16 protein-coding genes are annotated in these 22,419 nt (G+C 52.5%); 8 read left to right on the forward strand and 8 right to left on the reverse strand.

Annotated features, from left to right (window positions below; all coding sequences use genetic code 11):
- Positions 1-5,511, reverse strand: a 5,511-nt coding sequence (locus tag CCY01nite_RS00005; protein ID WP_146857252.1) for a Calx-beta domain-containing protein, incomplete at its 3' end; no start/stop codon positions are given.
- A 373-nt stretch (positions 5,512-5,884) separates the two neighbouring features.
- Between CCY01nite_RS00005 and ahcY the strand changes: the two genes are divergently transcribed.
- The 4 genes from ahcY to CCY01nite_RS00025 all read left to right on the forward strand — a co-directional run bounded on the left by ahcY (position 5,885) and on the right by CCY01nite_RS00025 (position 9,542).
- Positions 5,885-7,213: an adenosylhomocysteinase gene (gene ahcY, locus CCY01nite_RS00010; RefSeq protein WP_146857253.1), complete on the forward strand. Its 1,329-nt coding sequence runs from the start codon at positions 5,885-5,887 to the stop codon at positions 7,211-7,213.
- Between the two features lie 215 nt (positions 7,214-7,428).
- On the forward strand, positions 7,429-8,058 hold the full coding sequence (locus CCY01nite_RS00015) for a SatD family protein (protein ID WP_146857254.1): 630 nt from the start codon (positions 7,429-7,431) through the stop codon (positions 8,056-8,058).
- Positions 8,059-8,069: 11 nt separating this feature from the next.
- Positions 8,070-8,792: a DUF3307 domain-containing protein gene (locus tag CCY01nite_RS00020; RefSeq protein ID WP_146857255.1), complete on the forward strand. Its 723-nt coding sequence runs from the start codon at positions 8,070-8,072 to the stop codon at positions 8,790-8,792.
- A gap of 18 nt (positions 8,793-8,810) precedes the next feature.
- Positions 8,811-9,542, forward strand: a complete 732-nt coding sequence (locus CCY01nite_RS00025) for a pyridoxine 5'-phosphate synthase (RefSeq protein WP_146857256.1) — start codon at positions 8,811-8,813, stop codon at positions 9,540-9,542.
- 34 nt (positions 9,543-9,576) lie between these two features.
- On the opposite strand, the gene CCY01nite_RS00030 is transcribed toward CCY01nite_RS00025, so the two are convergent.
- From CCY01nite_RS00030 to CCY01nite_RS00060, 7 genes are all read right to left on the reverse strand, one after another.
- Positions 9,577-11,253 carry a hypothetical protein gene (locus CCY01nite_RS00030; protein WP_186830829.1) on the reverse strand — a complete coding sequence of 559 codons (1,677 nt, stop codon included), beginning with the start codon at positions 11,251-11,253 and terminating at the stop codon, positions 9,577-9,579.
- Entirely contained in the window at positions 11,250-12,020 is a 771-nt protein-coding gene (locus tag CCY01nite_RS00035) for an ABC transporter ATP-binding protein (RefSeq protein ID WP_146857258.1), read from the reverse strand. The genes CCY01nite_RS00030 and CCY01nite_RS00035 overlap by 4 nt, the downstream gene beginning before the upstream one ends.
- A 10-nt stretch (positions 12,021-12,030) precedes the next feature.
- Entirely contained in the window at positions 12,031-13,104 is a 1,074-nt protein-coding gene (gene porQ / locus CCY01nite_RS00040; protein WP_186830830.1) for a type IX secretion system protein PorQ, read from the reverse strand.
- A 289-nt stretch (positions 13,105-13,393) separates the two neighbouring features.
- Positions 13,394-15,796 (reverse strand): endopeptidase La, encoded by a 2,403-nt coding sequence (gene lon, locus CCY01nite_RS00045; protein WP_146857260.1) that lies wholly within the window; start codon positions 15,794-15,796, stop codon positions 13,394-13,396.
- Positions 15,797-15,975: 179 nt separating this feature from the next.
- Complete coding sequence (locus tag CCY01nite_RS00050; RefSeq protein WP_146857261.1) at positions 15,976-16,599, reverse strand: porin family protein; 624 nt, start codon at positions 16,597-16,599, stop codon at positions 15,976-15,978.
- A 102-nt stretch (positions 16,600-16,701) separates the two neighbouring features.
- On the reverse strand, positions 16,702-17,631 hold the full coding sequence (locus CCY01nite_RS00055) for a hypothetical protein (protein WP_146857262.1): 930 nt from the start codon (positions 17,629-17,631) through the stop codon (positions 16,702-16,704).
- Between the two features lie 143 nt (positions 17,632-17,774).
- Positions 17,775-19,052 (reverse strand): metallophosphoesterase, encoded by a 1,278-nt coding sequence (locus CCY01nite_RS00060; RefSeq protein WP_146857263.1) that lies wholly within the window; start codon positions 19,050-19,052, stop codon positions 17,775-17,777.
- A 240-nt stretch (positions 19,053-19,292) separates the two neighbouring features.
- On the opposite strand from CCY01nite_RS00060, the gene CCY01nite_RS00065 reads away from it, so the two are divergent.
- From CCY01nite_RS00065 to CCY01nite_RS00080, 4 genes are read left to right on the forward strand one after another with little or no spacing between them, the layout of a single operon-like run.
- Positions 19,293-19,973 carry a metal-dependent hydrolase gene (locus tag CCY01nite_RS00065; RefSeq protein ID WP_146857264.1) on the forward strand — a complete coding sequence of 227 codons (681 nt, stop codon included), beginning with the start codon at positions 19,293-19,295 and terminating at the stop codon, positions 19,971-19,973.
- Between the two features lie 41 nt (positions 19,974-20,014).
- Positions 20,015-20,836 (forward strand): ParA family protein, encoded by an 822-nt coding sequence (locus CCY01nite_RS00070; RefSeq protein WP_146857265.1) that lies wholly within the window; start codon positions 20,015-20,017, stop codon positions 20,834-20,836.
- Positions 20,820-21,737, forward strand: a complete 918-nt coding sequence (locus tag CCY01nite_RS00075; protein WP_146857266.1) for a ParB/RepB/Spo0J family partition protein — start codon at positions 20,820-20,822, stop codon at positions 21,735-21,737. Before CCY01nite_RS00070 ends, CCY01nite_RS00075 begins: the two co-directional genes overlap by 17 nt.
- Positions 21,727-22,407: a DUF5683 domain-containing protein gene (locus tag CCY01nite_RS00080; protein WP_146857267.1), complete on the forward strand. Its 681-nt coding sequence runs from the start codon at positions 21,727-21,729 to the stop codon at positions 22,405-22,407. The genes CCY01nite_RS00075 and CCY01nite_RS00080 overlap by 11 nt, the downstream gene beginning before the upstream one ends.
- The last annotated feature ends 12 nt before the right edge of the window (positions 22,408-22,419 follow it).

Raw genomic sequence — 22,419 nt, forward strand, 5'->3', positions numbered from 1 at the left:
GGTGGCTTCCGGTGTTAGCGTGAGTTGCTTGGGACCGGTGGCGTCAGTGATCGTTACCGTTGTGCCGGTGACGGTGAAGCCGGTAGCGGTGCCTTCCAGTATTAAGGTTTCGCTTCTTTCGAGGATGTTATCATTGCCTGCGGTAAGCGTGGTGCTACCGGAGGTCTGCGTTGCTGCGATCGTGATCTGGTTTAACGTGCTGTGGTCACTGCTCTGTGAGGAGGAGCTGCTGCCGCGGCTTAGGTTGATCACGATGTCTGTGCCGGCTGTCAGGCCGCCGAGGAGCGTGGCCGTGATCGTCGTGCCTGTGCCGCCTTCTGCAATCGTGGTTTGCGAGGTGCTTAGCGCAATCGTGGCACCGGTGTGGTCGTTGTCTAGGATATCTAATGTTACATCTGATCCGAACGTGAAGCCGGTGGCGGAAGGGATCAGGTGTAGTTTTTCTGTTGGTTCGAGGATGTTATCTGTTGACGGGTTTACGTGATAGTCCACGTGATCGCCGCCGGCGGGGATCGTTACACTCGTCAGTAATGCCGGGCTGAAGTCGGCGGCATCTGTTGCGGGTGTAGCAGTGCCCGGAGCGAGGTTTATGGTGATCGCTTCTGCGGTGGTGATGCCGGAAGGCAGGCTGAAGGTCAGCGTGGCGGAGCTACCTTCGGTGACAATAGCCGGACCAGAGATCGTGATCGTCCTATCATTTGCATCAACAATATCTACTTTATTTGACGCGGTAATCGAAGTTCCATACACCATCGCGCTCGCTTCAATCTCCAACTCTTCTAAAGGCTCGATCACATTATCCGTCATAATATCCAGATCAAAAGACACCTCGCTCCCACCCGCGGGAATCGTTACTGTCGGGTCGAAACTATATTCACTTGCCAGCAAACCTGCACTTGTAGCCGACCCTCTTTGCAAACTGATCGTCAGCGCCTCCTGCGTTTTCTGCGGCGACGGCAAGCGTATCCATACTTTTGTTCCACCTCCTTCTGTAACAGATGTGGCTTCAGGTGTTATCGTAAATATCTTGTTCGCAGCGTTCTGGCCGTTCTTGTCATCGATCGTTACGGTGGTGCCGGTTACCGTAAATCCTGTAGCGGTGCCTTCAACGACCAGTGTTTCCGCGGCTTCCAGGAAGTCGTCTTCCAACGTAGTAAGGGTCATCGTTCCGGTGGACGATTCCGCGGGAATCGTAATGTTCACGAGTGCGGCATGATCGGCAGCGTCCGCGGTGGATGCGGAGCCTGCGGAAATAGTGACAGTGATATCAATTCCTGCAACAAGACCACCCTCCAATGCAGCAGTGATCGTCGCGCTTTCTCCCTCCGTCACGCTTGCGTCGGAAGAAGTGATCGCGATAGCAGCACCGGTTATGCTATTATCAATAACATCCAGCGATACATTTCCACTAAACGTAAATCCGGTAGATGACGGGGTGAGCAACAGCTTTTCAGTCGCCTCAATAATATTGTCATTTGCAGCTTTAATGGTCAGCGTTGCATGATCTGCGCCGGCTGGTATCGTAACAGTTGACGGAATGGCAGGATTGAAATCCGCGGCAACGGTTGCCGGCGTTACAGTGCCGGCGGTGAGGCTGATAATAATATCCTCTGCGGAGGTAATGCCGGACGGCAGGCTGAAAGTGTAGCTCACGGCGCTGCCTTCCGTAACAGTAGCGGGGCCGCTAACGGTCACTACTTTATTGGCAGGGATCGTACCGGTTACATCCACGATACCCACATCCATAGCGGACGTTCTCGTATCACCGAATATGTCAGCCGTGGCAATCAGTTCCAGCCTTTCGTCTGCCGGTTCTATCACGCCATCAGGTTTTGCTTCCACGTCAAAGGCAACATAATTCGCACCGGCGGGAATCACAACGGATGCCGGGAAAGCGTATTCAGTAGCCAGTAATGAAGCAACGGAACCTGCGCCACGGCTAAGATTAACCGTCATGTTTTCTGATGCCAGAATACCATCATCCAGTTTCACCCTAAGCCGTAGCGTTGAGCTTTCCTCTACGAGCGGCGACATGGAAGGATCATCCAGCACCAGCGAGATATTCTTGCTGTTATTGTCCTCGAAATATAATGTTGTGCCCACAAAAGTATAACCGGCGGCAATCCCGCTGAGGTTGAGCACTTCCCTCCTTTCCAGGAGAAGATCGGCATTTGCCGCCATATAAAATGTGAAGCTGCTTTGGCCTGCTTCAATAATGACATCTTCCGGAAAGAAAACAAAATCATCATCCGTTGCCGTGGTGCCGGCTAATTTATCCAGCGTAATAGTGATGGGAGAAGACGCCGTACCAGACTGCAGTGACACAGTGATCTCCGCAATATCAAAGCCATCTTCCGACAGCGTGGACAGCGAAGTGGAGAACTCAATGGTTGTAGCGGGACTGGCAGACGTATTATCCAGCACTTCCACATCCACCGGATTATTGTCATTCACGGTGAACCCTGTAGAAGTGGTGGCTTGCAGCACCAGGTGCTCCGTACCCTCCGTCACGCCATCCGTTGCAGGCACTGCGGTCCACGTTACATTGTTGCCGCCGGCGGGGATCACGAGGAAAGGCGGTACGCCCCCCACGAAATCCAGGTTCTCCGCATATCCTGCACCCACCTGGGTAATGGCGATATCGATGGTGATGGGATCTGTGGTGGTAATGCCAGCGGGCAGGCTAAAGGTCACGGGCAGGCTGCTGCCTTCTGTTACCGACAGCGGTGTATTGACAGCGATCTTTTTGTTATCGGGATCATTGCCGGTGGCATCGAGGATGTCGATCGTCGCATATCGCGTAGTACTGTATCCGGAAATAGTGGCATTGCCGCTGATCTGTAACTGTTCCGCGGGTTCGATGATCATATCCGGTGCGGCCGTTAGCACAAAAGTGGCTTCGTTATTACCCGGATCGATCGTAACGGAAGGCGGCATGGTATAATCAGCGGCATCGGCTGTACCACCGCCGCCGTTGCCCAGGTCAATGGTGATCGCCTGTGTACTTTGCACGCCGGGCGCCAGTTTCACTTTTACATTAACGCTGTTGCCTTCCAGCACGTTTACAGCCTGGGGTTCGATGGTGAACTCGCACAATCCGGGCTGGTTCTTTGTTTCATCTTTAATGGTGACCGTTCCGGGAACGACAGTGAAATCCTTATAAGTACCGCCGATCTTCAGGAGCTCATCGGGTTCGAGCAACAGATCGGAATTGATATCCAGTGTAAATGATGCTTCGTTAGCAAGCACAGCGAAAGTCACCTTCGTATTCTGAAAATCAAAATCATCATCATCCGCAACAGAGGAAAGATCTTTCAAAAGGTCCAGCTCCAGCGCATATGTTGTGAGATATGGCAGATGAACGGTGCCTGTTACCGTATTCCCCTCGCTTACTTCACTGAGGTCGAAGCTGATCGTTATTTGTTTGTTGGCCTGATTGTCGATCACATAAAAGCTGCCCTGCTGCACGGTAAAACCGGTGGCGGTGGCATCGAAATAGGCAATTTCATCCGGCTCGATGCGGTTATCGGACGCGGCGGTAACCGTGAAGTCCACGGATGATTCAAATGCGCCGATGGTCACCGTGGCCGGGAATATCGTGTTGAAGTCGCTCGAAGATGCAAGGGAGCCAGACGAGAGGTTTGCCGGCATGGTGATCTCCAGCGGTAATTCTGTACTGACGCCGTCCGGCAGACTGGCCGTGAAAGTCACCGGCGTATTTTCCGGAGCGTTCTGTGTAATAAAATGAATGACTTTGTTCGCCGCATTGTTCTGCGTGGTATCAATGATGCGGATGGTATCGGCGGCTGTTTTTGTTTCTATGCCGAATGTCGCTGTGGCGTTGATCTCCAGTGTTTCTTCAGGTTCCAGTATCCGGTCCGGCGCAGCATCCAGATCAAATTCCACTTCCAGCTCACCGGCGGGGATCGTTACTGTCGTCGGCAGCGGGCTATGGTCTTCATCTTCCGCTTCCGATGTGCCGCCTTTTGACAGCGTTACGGTAACAGGCGTGGGCAGCAGCTCTCCCGTCATCCTTACCTTCACTTTCATGCTCTGTCCCTCATCCAGCGTCGGCTGCGCCGCTTCTACATATATTTTATGTTCATCATCATCTATGATCGTATAGCCGGATGACGTTATACTGCCGAGCTTCAGGTATGGTGAACACGTAGGCAGCAGCTCTACAGTAAGCGTTTTATCGGGATTCTCGATGGCATCGCCATTGATCAGAATATTGTTCAAAGGGATTTGAACAGGCGTAAAATAGCTTTCCGCGGGAATAACAACGTGGGTATATAATACTTCGTAATCCGTTCCGGGGGCGGCGTGACCGGTACCGGTGCCGGTTGTGACCACGCGGAGATATGCGATCTGCGGGGCATTGAACATGCCGCCGCTAACCGTCAATGTCAGACCTTCCAGCGGATGTGAGATCTCCCCTTCCATACCGGAAGATGTGGCGGCGGAGAGCTCGATGGTCACTTTGGATGAATCTGTAGAAGTTGTTTGCCCGTGGTTTTCTGATAGTACCAGTGGAGGTTCCGGCAGATCAAGCGCCGCTATTTCCGCCCTGTCAAAGCCGATGATGAACCTTTTTGTCGCGCTGCGGGTTTTGCCGGCATTGGAAGCTTCTATTTCAACGGTTTTATGAACGGCCACGCCCATGCTTTGGATGACAGACGTAATCTGCGATTCCAGCTCATATCCGGGAGTCACCTTGGTATCCCGTCCCTGTGGCGCACCCCCTTTATAGGAAGTAAAACCGCCTTTGGTCTTGAAATAATGCCCGCCGGTGAAGCCATCGGGACAATCACCGCTTCCACATTCGGCGCCCACCAGTTGCGGCTGATTCCAGGAAGGGACAAGCGTAAAATCCCACTCATCATCAAAATAATCATCCGTCTCACATGAAACCCAATCATCCGCAACAGCGCCGGCGATATCGGAATTATTCAGCCAGCTGCGTTCGGAGAAATAAATATGCATATAATACGGTCCGCCTGTGCCTGATGCTGTCAGGAATCTTTCATGTGCGCTGATATAAAAATCCACCAGGTAATAATCATTCCCGTTTACATAAGAATAAACGGTCGTAAGATTATAAATGCCGCCGGTGGCGTTATTGAGCGTAGTCAGCGTAGTGACCTTCCAGGGATCAGCGATGGTACCTTCGCCATGTACACCGGATATGTCACAAGCGGTGAGGTAAGTCGGTTGTTTGATCGTGTTGGTCCCCGATTTCTGTTGCAGGATCACGTATGTTTTCAGTCCACGGTCATGCGGGGGGATCGTATCGCTGAGATTATACTGTTCCAGTCCGTTCCTTTTTACGAGAATGGCGGTATCCGTGATCGTGATGCGCAGGCCATCCGTGGGCGTATTGCCGCCATCCGGGTTGATGATCGCTGACTGGGCCTGGGCTTTGGCTGCTCCGGGTGCAAGCAGGCAGGCTGCTATGGTGACAGCCAGCAGGAACAGGATGTTTTTCTTAGGATAGGATAGGACTAACATAATCTTTCAGTTTCAAACTTCCATACTAAATATTGCTGGTGGACGTTATATTCCGGTAACTGTTCCCCGTGGTATGAATGCGTGGGCCAATGTGCCTTTTCCCTCTCTATTTTGATTTATAAACGCTTCAGTTGCAGTTGCTTGGACCTTTAATAATCTCAAAATCTAATATGTAAACTCCTGGGAATATACGTCTCCAATTAGCAAATGTATATTATTTATAATATTAAATCAAATAATAATTATATTTAATTATCTATATAAATAATACGAAATATGGCTGGAAAGGGGTTCAGGATTATTAAGATATGTTTGGGAGAAAGCATTATGTCAAGAGTTAAAATAAAGGTAGATTTGCAAAAAATTATCAGGAATGTCCACAATTACTAAATCAAAAATTGATTTTAGCCTCAAGTACAAAGTAAAAGACATGTCTTTGGCTGAGTGGGGCCGTAAGGAGATAGAATTGGCGGAAGCCGAAATGCCGGGCCTGATGGCCTTGCGTGAAGAATATGGTAAATCCCAGCCGCTGAAAGGCGCGCGTATCGCGGGTTGCCTTCACATGACCATTCAAACTGCCGTGCTGATAGAAACCCTGGTTGCACTGGGTGCGGAAGTACGGTGGAGCTCCTGCAATATCTTTTCTACGCAAGACCATGCTGCTGCTGCCATTGCAGCGGCGGGCATCCCGGTATTCGCCTGGAAAGGGCTGAATGAAGAAGAATTTAACTGGTGTATCGAGCAGACGCTGTTCTTCGGTGGTGAAGACCGCCCGCTGAACATGATCCTGGACGACGGCGGCGACCTGACCAATATGGTGCTGGACACTTATCCCGAGCTGATCCAGCATATCAAGGGCCTGAGCGAAGAAACCACCACCGGCGTTCACCGTCTTTATGAAAGAATGAAGAACGGTACTTTGCCGATGCCTGCGATCAATATCAATGATTCTGTTACCAAATCCAAGTTCGACAACAAGTACGGTTGCCGTGAATCCTGTGTAGATGCGATCCGTCGCGCTACGGACGTGATGATAGCCGGTAAGGTGGCTGTTGTGGCCGGTTTTGGCGATGTGGGCAAAGGCTCCGCGGAATCACTCGCGGGCGCGGGCGCACGTGTGATCGTGACTGAGATCGACCCGATCTGCGCACTGCAGGCTGCGATGGAAGGTTATGAAGTGAAGAAAATGGCGGATGCGGTGAAGGAAGCCGATATCATCGTAACCACTACCGGTTGCCGCGATATCATCACCGGCGAACATTTCCGTGCCATGAAAGACAAAGCGATCGTTTGTAACATCGGTCACTTTGATATTGAAATTGATGTGGCCTGGCTGAACACCAACTACGGCCATAGCAAAGTAGAGATCAAACCGCAGGTGGACAAATACACCATCGAAGGAAAAGATATCATCCTGCTGGCGGAAGGCCGCCTGGTGAACCTGGGTTGCGCTACCGGCCATCCTTCTTTTGTGATGAGTAACTCCTTCACAAACCAGACGCTGGCTCAGCTGGAACTCTGGACGAACGCCGACAAGTACGAGAACAAAGTATACGTGCTGCCCAAGCACCTGGATGAAAAAGTAGCCCGTTTGCACCTGAAGAAGATCGGTGTGGAACTGGACGTACTGACCTCCGCACAGTCAAGCTACCTGGGCATCCCGGTAGAAGGGCCGTTCAAGCCGGAGTACTACCGCTACTAATACTTACTAACAGTCAGGTATAAACGTAATCTCTGAAAAGCAGTCCACACGGGCTGCTTTTCTCATTATAAGCCTGTGGCCTTATAATGGTACAATATAAGGCTATAGCCTTATAATGAGGTAATATAAGCCTGTAGCCTTATAATGGTGCAATATAAGGTTATAGCCTTATAATGGGGTATTATAAGCCTAAAGCCTTATATTTGTAACAGCAGATGAAAAAACAAGCAGCCGTTATCACCGGAGACATCATCCAGTCTTCCTTGCTAAAAGCCTCACAACGCAAGCGTTTACAACAAACGCTCGAGCAGGCTTTTAATATGGTCAAGTCGAAAGATGCGACTTTCAAAGCGGAGCAGTTCCGGGGAGACAGCTTTCAGGCGGTGCTGATAGAAAGGCCGGGGAATGCGCTGCTGGGCTGCCTGATCGTAGCGGCCAGGCTGCGGAAAGAGAATTTCAAGGTACGGCTGGCCATTGGTACCGGAGACATCACTTTCTCTGCAAAAAATATTGTTACCTCAGATGGTACGGCTTTCCAGCATTCGGGGCCTTACCTGGATGAACTGAAGAAAAAGAACGGGCTCATCTCCATTGTAACCCCCCATCCTGCCATGAACCAGGAATGGGAAATACACAGCCAGGTACTCTCCTACCTGCTGGAGCGCTGGAGCGCGTTACAGGCGGAAGCCGTGCTGGAACAACTGAACGGCCTCACACAGGCCCAGGCGGCGGAAAAACTGAAAATCAAACAACCCGCAGTGCATCAAAGGCTGCAAGCGGCCGGATGGCATGTGATCGTCCTGATCATTAACAGGTTCGGGCAACACATCCCTTCCATGTTTTAAAACCATATCGGATGTTACTACTCATCAAATGGCTTTGCGCCCATCTCATCGGCGACTTTGCCCTTCAAACCACGCGGTTCATACAACACAAGCGGCGGCACAAAGCATCGTCCGTTCACCTTTACCTGCACTGCCTTATCCACGGCGCACTGATATACCTGTTCACCGGATGGTGGCAGCAATGGCTGATTCCCGTTATTATTACGGTCACGCATTTTCTGATCGACTGGTGGAAGCTGTACCGGAAAGACAATGCCGCGAGCTTCGTGATCGACCAGGCGCTGCATGTGCTGGTGATCCTGGTGCTGTGGATACAAGCCTCCGGTTACTGGCATGATATATTGCCTTTCATGGGAAGCATCTGGCAGAACAATGCTTTCTGGGTGATACTGCTCGGCTATGCCGCCGTGATATGGCCGGTAGCTTTCCTGCTGGGCTTTGCCACCCGCCGCTGGCGCGACGAGGTGGCGGATTCCCGCCTCAACAACAGCAAGACCTCCCTCAGCGAGGCAGGAAGATGGATCGGCATATTTGAACGCGCACTGGTGCTTACTTTCATCATCACCAATCATTTTGAAGGCATCGGCTTCCTCATCGCCGCAAAATCCATCCTCCGCTTCAACGACCTGAAAGAAAGCGATAACCGCAGAGAAACGGAATATGTGCTCATCGGTACGCTGATGAGCTTCTCCATTTCCATTTTCATAGGGCTGGCGGTAAAGCTTCTGCTCTAATTTGATTAATTTTGCGGCATGACAAAGCTGAGTGTTAACATCAACAAGTTCGCTACCCTGCGCAACGCCCGCGGTGGCAACCTGCCGGATATCATACAGGTGGCAAAAGACTGTGAACGTTTTGGTGCGGACGGCATCACCGTACATCCGCGGCCGGATGAACGCCATATCCGTTACCAGGACGTAAGGGACCTGAAGCCCGTTGTTACAACCGAATTTAACATAGAAGGATATCCTTCCCCGGATTTTATGGACCTCGTGCTGGACGTAAAACCGCATCAGTGCACTCTCGTGCCTGATCCGCCCAATGCGATCACTTCCAACACAGGATGGGATACGGAACAATACCAGTCCTTCCTCCGCGATGTGATCGGCACACTCAAAAAAGCGGGCATACGGGTTTCTATTTTTCTGAATGCGGATGTCAGCAAGGTGGAAGGCGCCAAATCTGCCGGAGCGGACAGAATTGAGCTTTATACAGGCCCTTATGCGGAAGAATATACCCGGGCGCGTACCCAGCCGCAAAACCTTCAGCTCTTCAACGATTACAAGAATACTGCCAGGGAAGCAACCGCCATCGGGCTGGACCTGAATGCGGGACATGACCTGAACCTGGACAACCTGCGTTTCTTCAAGCTGCACATCCCGCAGCTGAAAGAAGTATCCATTGGCCATGCGCTTGTATGTGACGCATTATACTTCGGGCTGGAAAATACCATCCAGCTGTATAAAAGAGAACTGCACGATTAAACAGACGGCGGGGTGCGGCGCAACCGCATCCCGCCTATACTTCCAGCCGCGCCCAGGACGTTTCCCGGTATTTCATATACACCAGGTAAAAAGCGGCGATCGATAACAGCGCAAAAAGCCCCACCAGCCACAGCTCTCCCGCCACCAGAAAATGCCCGAACCCGATGCCCCCCGGAATGATCAGCGTCAGCAACCCCCGCAGGAAAGTACCCGCGCTCTGCTTGATGTTCTGCTCCGCCGAAAAAGGCAGCTTCCGCAGGAATACCAGCGCAAACACCAGGTTGATCAGCACTACGTTCACAAAGCCCAATGCCAGGTCCGGCAAGGTTTTGATGCCCCAGGTAAAAAGCGTGAACACCGCCACTACGCCATAAAAAGGCACGAAGAACTTCACCAGCGTGGCCTTGAACGCCCCCATCAGCAATTGCCCCGGCGATGCCAGCGGCGCCGCGTAATAGATCCAGGCGGCCCTGTGTTTGTCGGAATACACCAGGTTGCTGATAGCGGTGAGAAATACGAAGCTGCTGGTATAAATGAGAAAGATGAACATATTGGTTTCCGGCAGCTTGCTCCAGGCTTCTCCCGGAGAGCCATGCCGGCCGGTGAGCAGGAAGTAGGCGAAGAACACGAACACATACGCCAGTGAAGGATATACCTTCAGCTTGAACTCCCGCATCCGCCCCGTCATCAGCCATACCAGCTCAAAAGAAAGCTGCTCCTGCGTTCCGCTGGTAAAACGTTTCGCCAGCTGCTTATAAAACATGGATGTGCTCACCGCCTTTGTCCTCGCCGGCGCTTCTCCCCCGCTGCTGCCGATCATGGCCAGTTTGCGGTTGAAGCTGGGCGCGAATATCCGGATCACCAGCCAGAGGCTCCCGAACGGCACTATCCAAACCAGTACCAGGTAAGCCACATGAGAGGGGGTATACAATCCGTCCGCCACGGCCTGCCAGGCCCCCGCAAACCAGTAAGTGGGCACAATTTCCAGCCAGGGATAATCATGCAGGTTGATGTCCGCCAGCTGCGACTCCCGCAGCAGCCTGGGCACGAGGTAATAAGTGGCGAACACGATCACGGAAAAAATGATCTGCACATAGTTGATCACTTCCTTAAAACGCTCCGGTGTTGTGAGCTTCAGGGCAATAATATAGATGGTGTTCACCACGAATATGCCGAAAATGCTGAGCAGCAGCACCAGTATACCGAACCACACAGCGGCTATAAAACCATCGCGCACGGTCAGCCATACGAATGCCGGCAAAGCCAGCGGCAGCACGATCCGGGAGATGTGGATCATGATGTGCAGCAGGCGCGATACCACTACCGTACGGTCGTTCACCGGCCGCGGCAGGATCACGTAATTATCTTTTACATCGATGAGCACGCTCGTAAAATCCGATATCAGGGTAATGGTCATCATCACCATATACACCGTAAACCACATGAACAGCTGCATCAGGTGGTCCGGGCTGACAACGAAAAAATAGAGATAGAAAAGCCCCATCAGCAAGGAAACCAGCAGCATCACCACGGACCCGTTCTTCATTTCCTTTCTTTTCTTCTGCTGCATCTGCGTGTATGCATTGGGCCGGCGGTCGTCCATGATCAGCTTTGCCTGCAGGATAGCGCGGAGCTGGGGAACGTTCACGCCCAAACGCAGCCAGAGTGGGTTCAGCAGGGCTACCACCGCCAGGAAAAATCTGTTCATCATGGCTGGTTTTTATGAATGAAGGCATCGGCTACGTTGGTGAGGGACTGGCTGCCGGTGAGGTTGGCGAAGATCTTTTCCAGCGTATCCGCTTCGGCCTGCTTCAGCTGCTCGAACGTGCCGTCCGCCACAATGCTGCCTTCGTTGATGAGCACAATGCGGTCGGATACTTTCTCCACCACGTCCATCATATGCGAGCAATAAAAGATCGTTTTACCTTCTTTTTTTAATAACGACAGGATCTCCTTTACGATGATCACCGCATTGGCGTCGAGGCCGGACAACGGCTCGTCCAGCACCACGATCTGCGGATCATGCAGCAGGCCGGATGTGATCAGCACTTTCTGCCGCATGCCTTTGGAAAAGGTGTCCATCCGCTGGTCTTTGTTTTCGAGCAGGCCGAAAGCCTGCAGCATACGGTTAGCGCGCTCTTCGATCAGTGCATCGTCCATACCGTAGAGTTTTCCCACGAAAGAAAGGTATTCCACCGGCGTCAGCACTTCGTATATCTCGGCGTTCTCCGGCACATAACCCACCAGGCTTTTGACGGTCAGCGTATCCTTGCGGAGGTCCTGCCCCAGCATGCTCACTTCGCCTTCAAAATCACTCAACAGGCCGATGAGTATTTTTACCGTGGTGGATTTACCGGCGCCATTGGGACCGATGTACCCGATGATCTGGCCGGGATATACATCCAGGTCAATGCCTTTCAGCACCTGCTTTTGCCCGTAATTTTTCCGGAGGCCCCTGATAGCGATGATAGGTTCCATATATGTTGATTTAATCCTGTTTCCATCCGATGCGGTCTCCCAGCCTGCCCAGTCCCATCCACTGGTTCAGCGGCAGGCTGATGCCGAGATGATTGAATGCGGTGGCGCGCTGGAACCAGGAGCGCGCAAACCTTAACTGCAGCTTGTTCACGATCACGCCGGCGCCGAAAGAGAAGCCGCTCATGCCCTGCTGGTCCGGCAGCGCCAGCTCTCTCCGCCGCAGGTGGTTGTAAGCGGCGGTCAATTCCACATATTTTCCGATCTCGAACTGCGCCGCCAGCACAAAATGCCGGAAGACCTTGTCCATTGTCCCGCCGCCGGCCCTGATCGTATCGCCGTTCTCGATCACGGTGCCTTCCTCATAGTCCGGGTCCGCATACCGGATATCAAACTGGTAGGCATGATGCACGGTTGCGGATAGTTGCAGGGGGATGTGCGTGAGCCGTTTGGATATGCCGATCTGCAGGTCGAAGGGCAGCGGTTCCTGTACGCCGTTGCTGTAGGAAGTGAACTGTGTGCCCATATTCCTCGCCACCAGCCCCGCCTGCCAGCCGTGCGCCGTATCCTGGAAAGCGATGCCCACGTCCGCCGCCAAACCCGAAGAATGATATTCCTGGTAACGGGAACGGATATATTTCAGGCTGAGGCCGTAATGCCATTTTTCCAGGTATCGCCGGGAAGCGGTCATCTGCCAGGCGAAATCGGCGGGGCGAAAAGTGCCCATGATGTTGCCCGCCGCGTCCGTATGCGTTACATCGCCATAGCCAACGTATTGCAGGCTGGTGGCGAATGTTGTTTGAATGGAAGCGGCATGGTACCCCGCGGCGACGTGGCTGTATTTCACGCCCGCGAAGTAACCGGCATAGTTGACCTGCAGATGCGTGTGCATGGAAGGCCGCAGCAGTGCGGGATTCAGCAGGGCGAGAGAAAGGTCGCTGGTTTGCTGGCTCACGTTCACTCCGCCCAATGCTGTGATCTGCGGCGCGGGCGGCAGGTCCAGGAAAGCGAATACGTTCTTTCCGCCAAGCACCTGGGCCTGGGCGGGAGCGGATAGTAAAAGCGATATGAGCAGGTAACGGAGCAAGGTGATGAATTACCGGGACAAATTACGAATCGCCGGGCGGATTTCAACGGTGGCGGTGAAAGAATGAAATTGGCGGGCGGATGCCGGCGCCGGATACCGGCTGCAGCGACAGAACGAAATTGTCAGGCGGATGCGAAAGAAATGCAGCGGCATCCACCGCCCCAAAAAGAATAAGGCCTCCCCGCCGGGTGGCCTTATTCAAACCCTTAAACAATCAACATGCGCCCGCTTCCGGAGAAGCGGAGCTTCGTAGTTACATACCGTTGCCAGGAATGGCAATGATATGTCCTTATCTCTTTAATAACGCTGTTTCCAGCACTTGGTTCATTTCTTTTACATAATGAAACTTCAGCCCCTTGATATAATCGGGATTGATGTCCTGTATATCTTTCTCGTTCTGCCAGCAGAGCACGATCTCCTTGATGCCGGCGCGTTTGGCGGCCAGTATCTTTTCCTTGATGCCGCCCACCGGCAATACCTGTCCGCGCAGCGTGATCTCCCCCGTCATGGCAAGGAACGGCTTCACACGGCGGCCGGTGTAAGCGGAGGTAAGGGCGGTGAGCATGGTAACGCCCGCACTTGGCCCGTCTTTCGGCACGGCGCCTTCCGGCACATGCACGTGTACGTTCCGTTCGCGGAATATCTTCGGATCTATCCGGAGGGAAGTGGCGTTGGACTGCAGGTAGCTGAGCGCTGTTACGGCGGATTCTTTCATCACATTACCGAGGTTGCCGGTGAGCTTCAGCTCGCCTTTTCCTTCGCTGAGGCTGGATTCGATAAAGAGGATATCGCCGCCTACGTACGTCCAGGCCAAGCCCACGGCAACGCCGGGTGGGTTGCCGGTTTTATATATTTCGTTGCTGTATTTGGATTTGCCGAGCGCTTTGGCCACTCTTTCATCCGTCACGGCGTCTTTCAGTTTCACGCCCAGCGCCACATCTTTCGCCAGTGAGCGCATCACGGCGGCCAGCTGGCGGTCCAGCTCCCGCACACCGCTTTCGCGGGTGTAATCCGCAATTATCTTTTCGATCACCTTGTTGGAGAAAGTGAACTTGATGGTGTTCAGCCCGTGCGCTTCCCGCTGCTTGGGGATCAGGTGACGTTTGGCGATCTCCACCTTTTCTTCGATGGAATAACCGCTGAGGTCGATCACTTCCAGCCTGTCGCGGAGCGCGATGGGGATGGCATTGATATTATTGGCCGTTGCGATGAACAGCACTTTGCTGAGATCATATTCCAGCTCCAGGTAGTTATCGTAGAAGGTGCCGTTCTGTTCGGGGTCGAGCACTTCCAGCAAAGCGGATGCGGGATCGCCGCGGAAGTCGTTGCCAACTTTATCGATCTCGTCGAGGATCATCACCGGGTTGCCGGATTTCACCTTGCGGATCGTTTGCAGGATGCGACCGGCCATCGCGCCGATATAGGTTTTACGGTGGCCCCTGATCTCGCTTTCATCATGCAGTCCGCCAAGGCTCAGCCGGGCGTACTTGCGGCCGATGGCGTTGGCGATGGAGCGGCCAAGTGAGGTTTTGCCGATGCCCGGAGGGCCTACGAAGCACAGGATCGGTGACTTCATATCGCCTTTCAGCTTCAGCACGGCCAGGTATTCCAGGATGCGTTCCTTGATCCTGTCCATCCCGTAATGATCATTGTCCAGCACTTTCTTCGCTTTCTTCAGATCGTAGCTGTCCGTTGTATATTCGTTCCAGGGCAGGTCCAGCATCAGGTCCAGATGATTGTACACCACTGAATAATCCGGTGTGCTGGGATGCATGCGTTCGAGCTTTTCAATGCCTTTGGTGAAAAGCTCCTTCGCCGCTTCCGGCCACTTCTTCAGTTCCGATTTGCGGAGCATTTCCTTGATCTCCCGGTCGTTCGAATCACCGCCCAGTTCTTCCTTGATGGACTTCATCTGCTGTTGCAGGAAGTATTCCCGCTGCTGTTTGTCCAGGTCCTGCTTCGTTTTGTTGGTGATCTTGTTCTTCAGTTCCGCCAGCTGCAGCTCCATTTGCAGGAGCTTCATCAGCAGTTCCGCGCGGGTGCGGATGTTGTTGGTTTCCAGCAGCAGCTGCTTGTCTTTCAGCTCGCTGTTGAGGTTGGAAGACACGAAGTGGATCAGGAAAGTGGCGTTCTCTATATTCTTCAGGATGATATTGGCTTCTGAAGGGATATTGGGCGAAAGTTGTATGATCTGGCTCGCGAGGTCTTTGATAGAAGACACATAAGCGTCCAGCTCGGAATCATTCTCTTCCATTTCTTCCTGCAGCAGTTCGTAGCTGGCTTTGAAGTAAGGATCTTCTGTAAGAATGGATTTAATGGCGAAACGTTTGCGGCCCTGGATGATGATGGTGGTGCCGCCGTCCGGCATTTTGATGAGCTTGACAATGCGGGCGATGGTACCCACATTGGTGAGATCGGCAACGGACGGTTCTTCTACATTACTGTCTTTTTGCGCGACTACACCTATCATTTTGTCAGTCCGGTAAGCATCGTTTACCGCCTTTATGGATTTATCTCGTCCTACTGTAATGGGTAATACCACACCGGGAAACAGCACCGTATTTCGTAGCGGCAACAGGGCCAATTCCTCCGGTATCTTGTCTTCCTCCTGACCTTCGCCTTCTTCATTCAAAGGGATAATCGGCATAAATTCCATCTCGTCTTCCGAATTGCCTAAAAAAAATGTGTTCATCTGTCAGTTTTAAGTCCGGGGACAATATGGCAGGAACCTCCTGTTTATAGCCCCCAATTTAATAGTAATGCTATATAGTCAACTTTAATGCCATGATCAAAAGGTAATATTTATAACTGAGAAAAGGAAAAGGGCGCCTTGAGGGACGCCCTTTCGTTAACAGTGTAGGTGTACATCGGTTATAATGTAATACCTACGCCTAACTGGATGGCCTGGTTTTTCCAGGAATCAGGTTTTGTTGCATTGCTTAGTGTTACGTCGTTTACATTGGACAGGCCGATGATGTAACGGGCGCTGATGTTAACGATCGGCAGCTGCAGCCAGAGGCCGCCCACTGCGGAAAAGTCACCGCTCTTGAAAGCTTCCTTCCCTTCTTCGAACACGTTCTTCTTTTTGCTGGTCAGGATGCTGAACTGGGGACCTACCTGCAGTTTGAAACGCGGCGAGCCCAGGTCGATATTGGCCAGCACCGGAATGCTCAGATAATTCAGTTTCGGTTTTGTTTCTTTCAGATTGTTGAATTCATTCTCCGCGCTGAACTCCGAAGTATTTTTCACTTCAGCCGCGGTAGAAGAGAACACCAGTTCCGGCTGAATGCCGAATCCCTTTACCAGGTTGATCTGCGCAAAGCCGCCAAGGTGGTATCCCAGCTTGAATGCTTCATCATAACCTGTACCGTCGATCTTCCCGAGGTTGGCGCCTCCCTTGATACCAAAGCGTAATAATTTTTGGGCATTTACGGTGGAAACTGTGGATACGGTGGTAACAGCGATCACTGTCAAGGCGAAAAACAGTTTTTTCATATTGATTTGTTTAAGTGTTTAAGCGTCAATGGGTTTCTTGATTATGACGCGGGAAATGACTCTGACCCCTATCAGCCATGCAAAATCCATGCTAAATAACTTTCAGAAACTAACACTCAGGCTGGCCGTGAAATAGCCGGTGATATTATTGTCTTCTCCCTGCAACATTTTAAAAAGGGTGTAAGACGGCGAGAGGGTGAACTTACCAAGCAGATAAGACATCCGCAGGCTCATGTCTACCGCGCGGGGCTGAAAACCGGTGTTATCGCTCACGATCTCTTCCACTTCCACGACCTGCTGGCCCTGGCCCCTGTTTTTCTTTTGCCTGTTCCTTTTCTGGATAAGTTTCGAGCGGGATACATATTGGAAGCTTTTGAGGTTGCTGTAGTAATTGGCGGTGCCGGTGGTGAAAGACAACACGGGCATGATGAGTATGGCGTCGTCTTCCGTGAGGAGGTCCATGTAAATGAAAGAATGTCGCAGGTCCGCGATCACGTTGAAATCGCTGCCGGTAATGTTTTTTTCTGCCAGCTTGTCTTTTCCCCATCCGAAGTCCACGCTGAGACCGGGCTCCAGCCACCATTTCCGGAAGATGAAATAAGCGAACAGCTCGTTTTTGATGGGGGTTGGCGGTACGTCTGCCGAATCTTTATAAAAGTAACGGGTATACGAAATGCCGGTGAGCACGTTCCGGTGTTTCGTGTAGTCATAACCAGTACTCAGGTCCAGCTCGAACCAGGGGTTCCGGTTGGCGGAAAAAAGATAGTATCCGTAGGCGGAGGCGAACCAGCCGCTTTTATGGTTGTAGGAAACGACGGGGGACAGGAAAGGCTTCATGGTAATGGGCCGGAAGGGGTCGGTGGTTTTGCCGCCGTACGCGGGGTTGTTGCCATATCCGATGCCGATGGACACTTCACTTTTCTGTTGCGCGCCCAGCAGCGAATCGAGCTGGCGTTCCAGCTCGGCCAGCGTCTGCCCTGCAGCCTGTTGAACAGAGAAAAGAAGGATGGATAAAATGATATGGTGTCGCACAGCGCCCCCAATTTAAGCTAATTTCCTTTATGCCAGTTCGAGAAGCAAGAATCTCGGCGATGATGGGCTACGCCAGTTCGATGACGGTGATCTCCGGCATGATGCCCATACGGCCGGATGACAGCGATCTCCGGGATGACGGGCTACGCCAGTTCGATGACGGTGATCTCCGGCATAATGCCCACGCGGCCGGGATACCCGAGGAAGCCGTAACCGCGGTTGACGTAAAGCTTTTGCGCGCCTTCCTCGTAGAGGCCGGCCCATTGCTTGTAGATATATTGGGCGGGGCTCCATTTGAAGAACGGTATTTCCACCCCAAACTGCATGCCGTGCGTGTGGCCGGCCAACATCAGGTCAATGTCCGGGTAAGTGCTGCGCACCTGTCCGTCCCAATGCGTCGGATCATGGGAAAGCAGTATTTTAAAAGGGATGCCGGTGGTGCCCGCATGCGCCGCCGCCAGGTCACCTTTCCGGGGGAAGCGGGGGTTCTGGCTCCAGTTCTCCACGCCTATCAGGGCGATCTTTTCACCGTTTCTTTCCAGCGTAACGTGCTCGTTCATCAGCAAACGCCAGCCCAGTTCACCGTGGATGGCCTTGAGGCGTTCGAGGTTCTGCACTTTGAGAACGCTGTGGCGGTTGGCATCGTAATCCGGCCAGTGATAGTAATCGCCGTAATCGTGGTTGCCGAGGGTGGAGTAAACGCCCATCGGCGCGCTGATCTTGTTGAATACATCGATGTAATCCTCCATTTCATTAGCGCGGTCATTTACCAGGTCCCCGGTAAACACCACCAGGTCCGGCTTCTGCGCCTGGATCAGTTCAATGCCGCGCATCACGGCCTCTTTATTGGCGAAGCTGCCGGAGTGAACGTCCGATATCTGCACCATTTTCAGTCCACGGAAAGCTTCAGGAAGGTTCGGATATTGGAGGCGCAGCTTGCGCACATGATAATTATACTTGTTGGAAAATCCGTACAGCAGCGTCCCGAATAGCGTGCCTCCCACCAGCAGGCCGGATTTCATCAGGAACTGCGAGCGGCTGATCCCGTCCACCTCCTTATTGCCTTCCGCCACGGCCGCGGCCACCGCGGGAGCCGAACGGAACTTCTCCACCACCCACATCACGGCTCGCCGTCCGTCATCTATCAGCATAAACAGCACCACCACCGTCTTCGCCAGCCCCAACCCGATCGCAACAGCCCGGAAATAGCTGCGGAACATCGGGAAGGCGTCGCCGGGAATGAACTGGAAGAATAATATGGACAGGATGACCGGGGCGGATACCAGCCAGTAAAGGCTGTATACCGGTATTTTCCAGCGCAGGGAAGTGTGCTGCATCAGTGAACGGATGGCGACAAATACATAAATATCTATCAGAAGAAGCAGGATAGCAAAAAAGATGATGAAAGATGTAGATCTCATAAATTATTTGAACTCAACTGTTTTTAATCCGGAAACAGCAAATTTACCATAAAGCGGCGGCATGATTCCTGCTGTTTGATTTTGTAGACGATCATGTGACCAAAAAATTGCAATCCGGCGGAAAAAATCCTACTTTTCCCCACCGGGGCTGTGTGAATAAATAAATCAGGGGCGAGCCCCATTTGTTATTGATTCGTTGTATTTTTGTCCGATTAGGTCATTATAATAGATAATTACAATATGAAATTCACCTATTACGGCCATTCCAGCTTTGCGGTGGAGATAAAGGGCAAGAAAATCGTTTTTGACCCGTTTATAACACACAACGAGCTGGCCCGTGCGATAGATGTAAATCGTATTGAGGCTGATTATATTTTTGTATCGCATGGTCATCAGGACCATGTGGGGGACCTGGTGGCGCTGGCGCAGCGTACCGGCGCCAAAGTGGTGGGAGCGTTCGAGCTGGTGGAATGGGTGGCGAAACAGGGCATTACCAATACCCATCCGATGAATACGGGGGGTAAATGGGCGTTCGACTTCGGCGCCGTGAAATGTGTGGTAGCGCATCATTCCAGCGGTCTGCCGGACGGCAGCTACGGCGGCAATCCCATGGGGTTCATATTCACCACGGAACAGGGGAACTTCTACTACAGCGGTGATACCGCGCTGACGTTCGACATGGAGCTGATCCCCCGCTGGGCGAAGCTGGACTTTGCGGTGCTGCCGGTCGGGGATAACTTCACGATGGGCGTGGAAGATGCCATTATAGCAGCAGAATTTATTCAATGCAGCCGGATCGTGGGCGTACATTACGACACGTTCGGTTTCATCAAGATAGATAAACAAGACGCTATCCGCCAGTTTGAGGCAGCCGGACTGAACCTGCTGCTCCCGGCCATCGGAGAAACGATCGAAGTTTGATCCTGTTATCCTGTAAAACCTAAGAATTCAAGACAGAACAAATGGCAAGAATTATCGCAATCGCCAATCAAAAAGGGGGCGTGGGAAAAACCACCAGTGCTATCAACCTGGCCAGCAGCCTGGCAGTACTGGAATACAAGACATTGCTCGTAGATGCGGACCCCCAGGCAAACAGCACCACCGGCCTCGGCTTTGACCTGCGCAATGTGCAGCAAAGCCTGTACGACTGCATGGTGAACGATGTACAGGCCCGGGACGTGATCCTGGAATCCGATACACCGAACCTCAAGGTATTGCCCTCGCATATCGACCTCGTAGGCGCCGAACTGGAACTCATCAACCACCCCAACCGGGAAAGGGTGATGAAACAGGTGATCGACTCCGTACAGGGAGATTATGATTTCGTGATCGTAGACTGCTCCCCCTCCCTCGGCCTGATCACCGTGAACGCCCTCGTGGCCTCCAACTCCGTGATCATCCCCGTGCAATGCGAATTCTTCGCGCTGGAAGGGCTCGGCAAACTGCTCAACACCATCAAGATCGTACAAAGCAGGCTGAATACGGAGCTGGAAATTGAAGGCATCCTCATGACCATGTACGACGGCCGCCTCCGCCTCAGCAACCAGGTGGTGGACGAAGTAAAACAACACTTCGAGGAAAGCGTGTTCAACACCATCATCCACCGCAATACCAAACTGGGCGAAGCCCCGAGCTTCGGCAAGTCCGTGATCATGTACGACGCCGCCAGCACCGGCGCCATCAACTACCTGAACCTGGCAAAGGAAATACTGCAAAAGCATAACTTTACCAAGATCAAAACAGAAGATAAAATCCTAGCAATAAACGATGACCAATCCGAGTAAGAAAGAGGCACTGGGGAAAGGTATCCGGTCGCTGTTACAGAACATCGATACGGACCTGAAGCAGACTACCAGCGCCTTAGGCGAACAGGTGGTGGCACAGGCTACCGGCATTGAACGTATTCCGCTGGACCTCATAGAGATCAATCCCAAGCAGCCGCGCCGGGATTTTGATGAGCAGGCTTTACAGGAGCTGAGTCAATCCATCAAACTGCACGACATCATCCAGCCCGTTACTGTGGCGCGCCTCGGCAAAAAGTACCAGCTCATCGCCGGTGAACGCCGCTTCCGCGCCAGCAAAATGGCCGGGCTGAAAGATATTCCCGCATACGTAAGGCAGGCGAACGACCAGGAACTGCTGGAACTCGCCCTGCTCGAAAACCTTCAAAGGGAAAACCTCAACGCCATAGAAATCGGCCTCAGCTACAAACGCCTGATGGAAGAGATCAGCCTCACCCAGGAACAGGTAGCCGAGCGCATGGGCAAAGAACGCAGCACCGTCACCAACTACATCCGCCTGCTGAAACTGCCGCCGGACATACAGGTGGCCGTACGCAACGCCAAGCTCAGCATGGGCCACGCCCGCACCCTCATCGCCGTGGAGAACGTGGAAAAACAACTCTTCATCTTCGGCGAGATCATGAAAAACGGGCTTTCCGTACGCCAGACAGAAGAGCTGGTGCGGAAAGTAAATCATATTGAAAAAGGCAACGTCAAAAAATCCGTCAAAAATACACTGCCGCCCGCCTATCAGAAGATACAGGACAACCTGGCCTCGCACTTTTCCACCAAAGTGAGCCTGGACAGAAGCAAGAACGGCAAAGGCAGCATCAACATCGAGTTTTATTCTGACGAAGAACTGGACAGTATCCTGGAAAAATTATCATTATACGGTGAAAAATAAGACAGGGTACACGCTTTATACCCTGTTGTTCCTGCTCTTATTACCCGCCCTCACAAGCCATGCACAGGATACAACAGGCAACAACCGGCTGATCGTGGATTCCCTGCAGCGCCGGACAGTTGCCGCCGCGCGCGATACCACGCCGCCCGTTGTTTCCGTTGAAGATTCCCTGCTGCTCAGCTATAAATCCATTCACAGCCCCCGCAAGGCGGCGTTCTACTCCGCCGTACTGCCCGGCCTCGGTCAGGCTTACAACCGCCAGTACTGGAAGATCCCCCTCGTATATGCCGCACTGGGCATCAGTACCGGTTTTTTTATCGGGAATATGGACCTGTTCACCGAGTACCGCAATGCTTACCGCGTGCGGGTAGCCAATGCGAGCAACCCGGATTATGTGGACCAGTATCCGCAGTACAGCGACGCCAACCTGAAATACCTGCGGGACGCTTACCGGCAGTACGTGGACTATTCCGTGCTGGTATTCGTGGCCGCGTACGCGCTGAATATCGTGGACGCCACGGTGTTCGGGCATCTCCGGCAGTTTGACATGAGCGACGACCTCAGCATACGCATTTTTCCAAAAGTAATCGACAACCGCGCCATCGGCGTCGGCGTCAACATATCCCTCTCCCCCAGGAAGAAGATCAGGCAGGGATTGGCTTTCAGATAAATCACAACGCAT

The sequence above is a fragment of the Chitinophaga cymbidii genome (assembly GCF_007992715.1).
Classification (GTDB): Bacteria; Bacteroidota; Bacteroidia; order Chitinophagales; family Chitinophagaceae; genus Chitinophaga; species Chitinophaga cymbidii.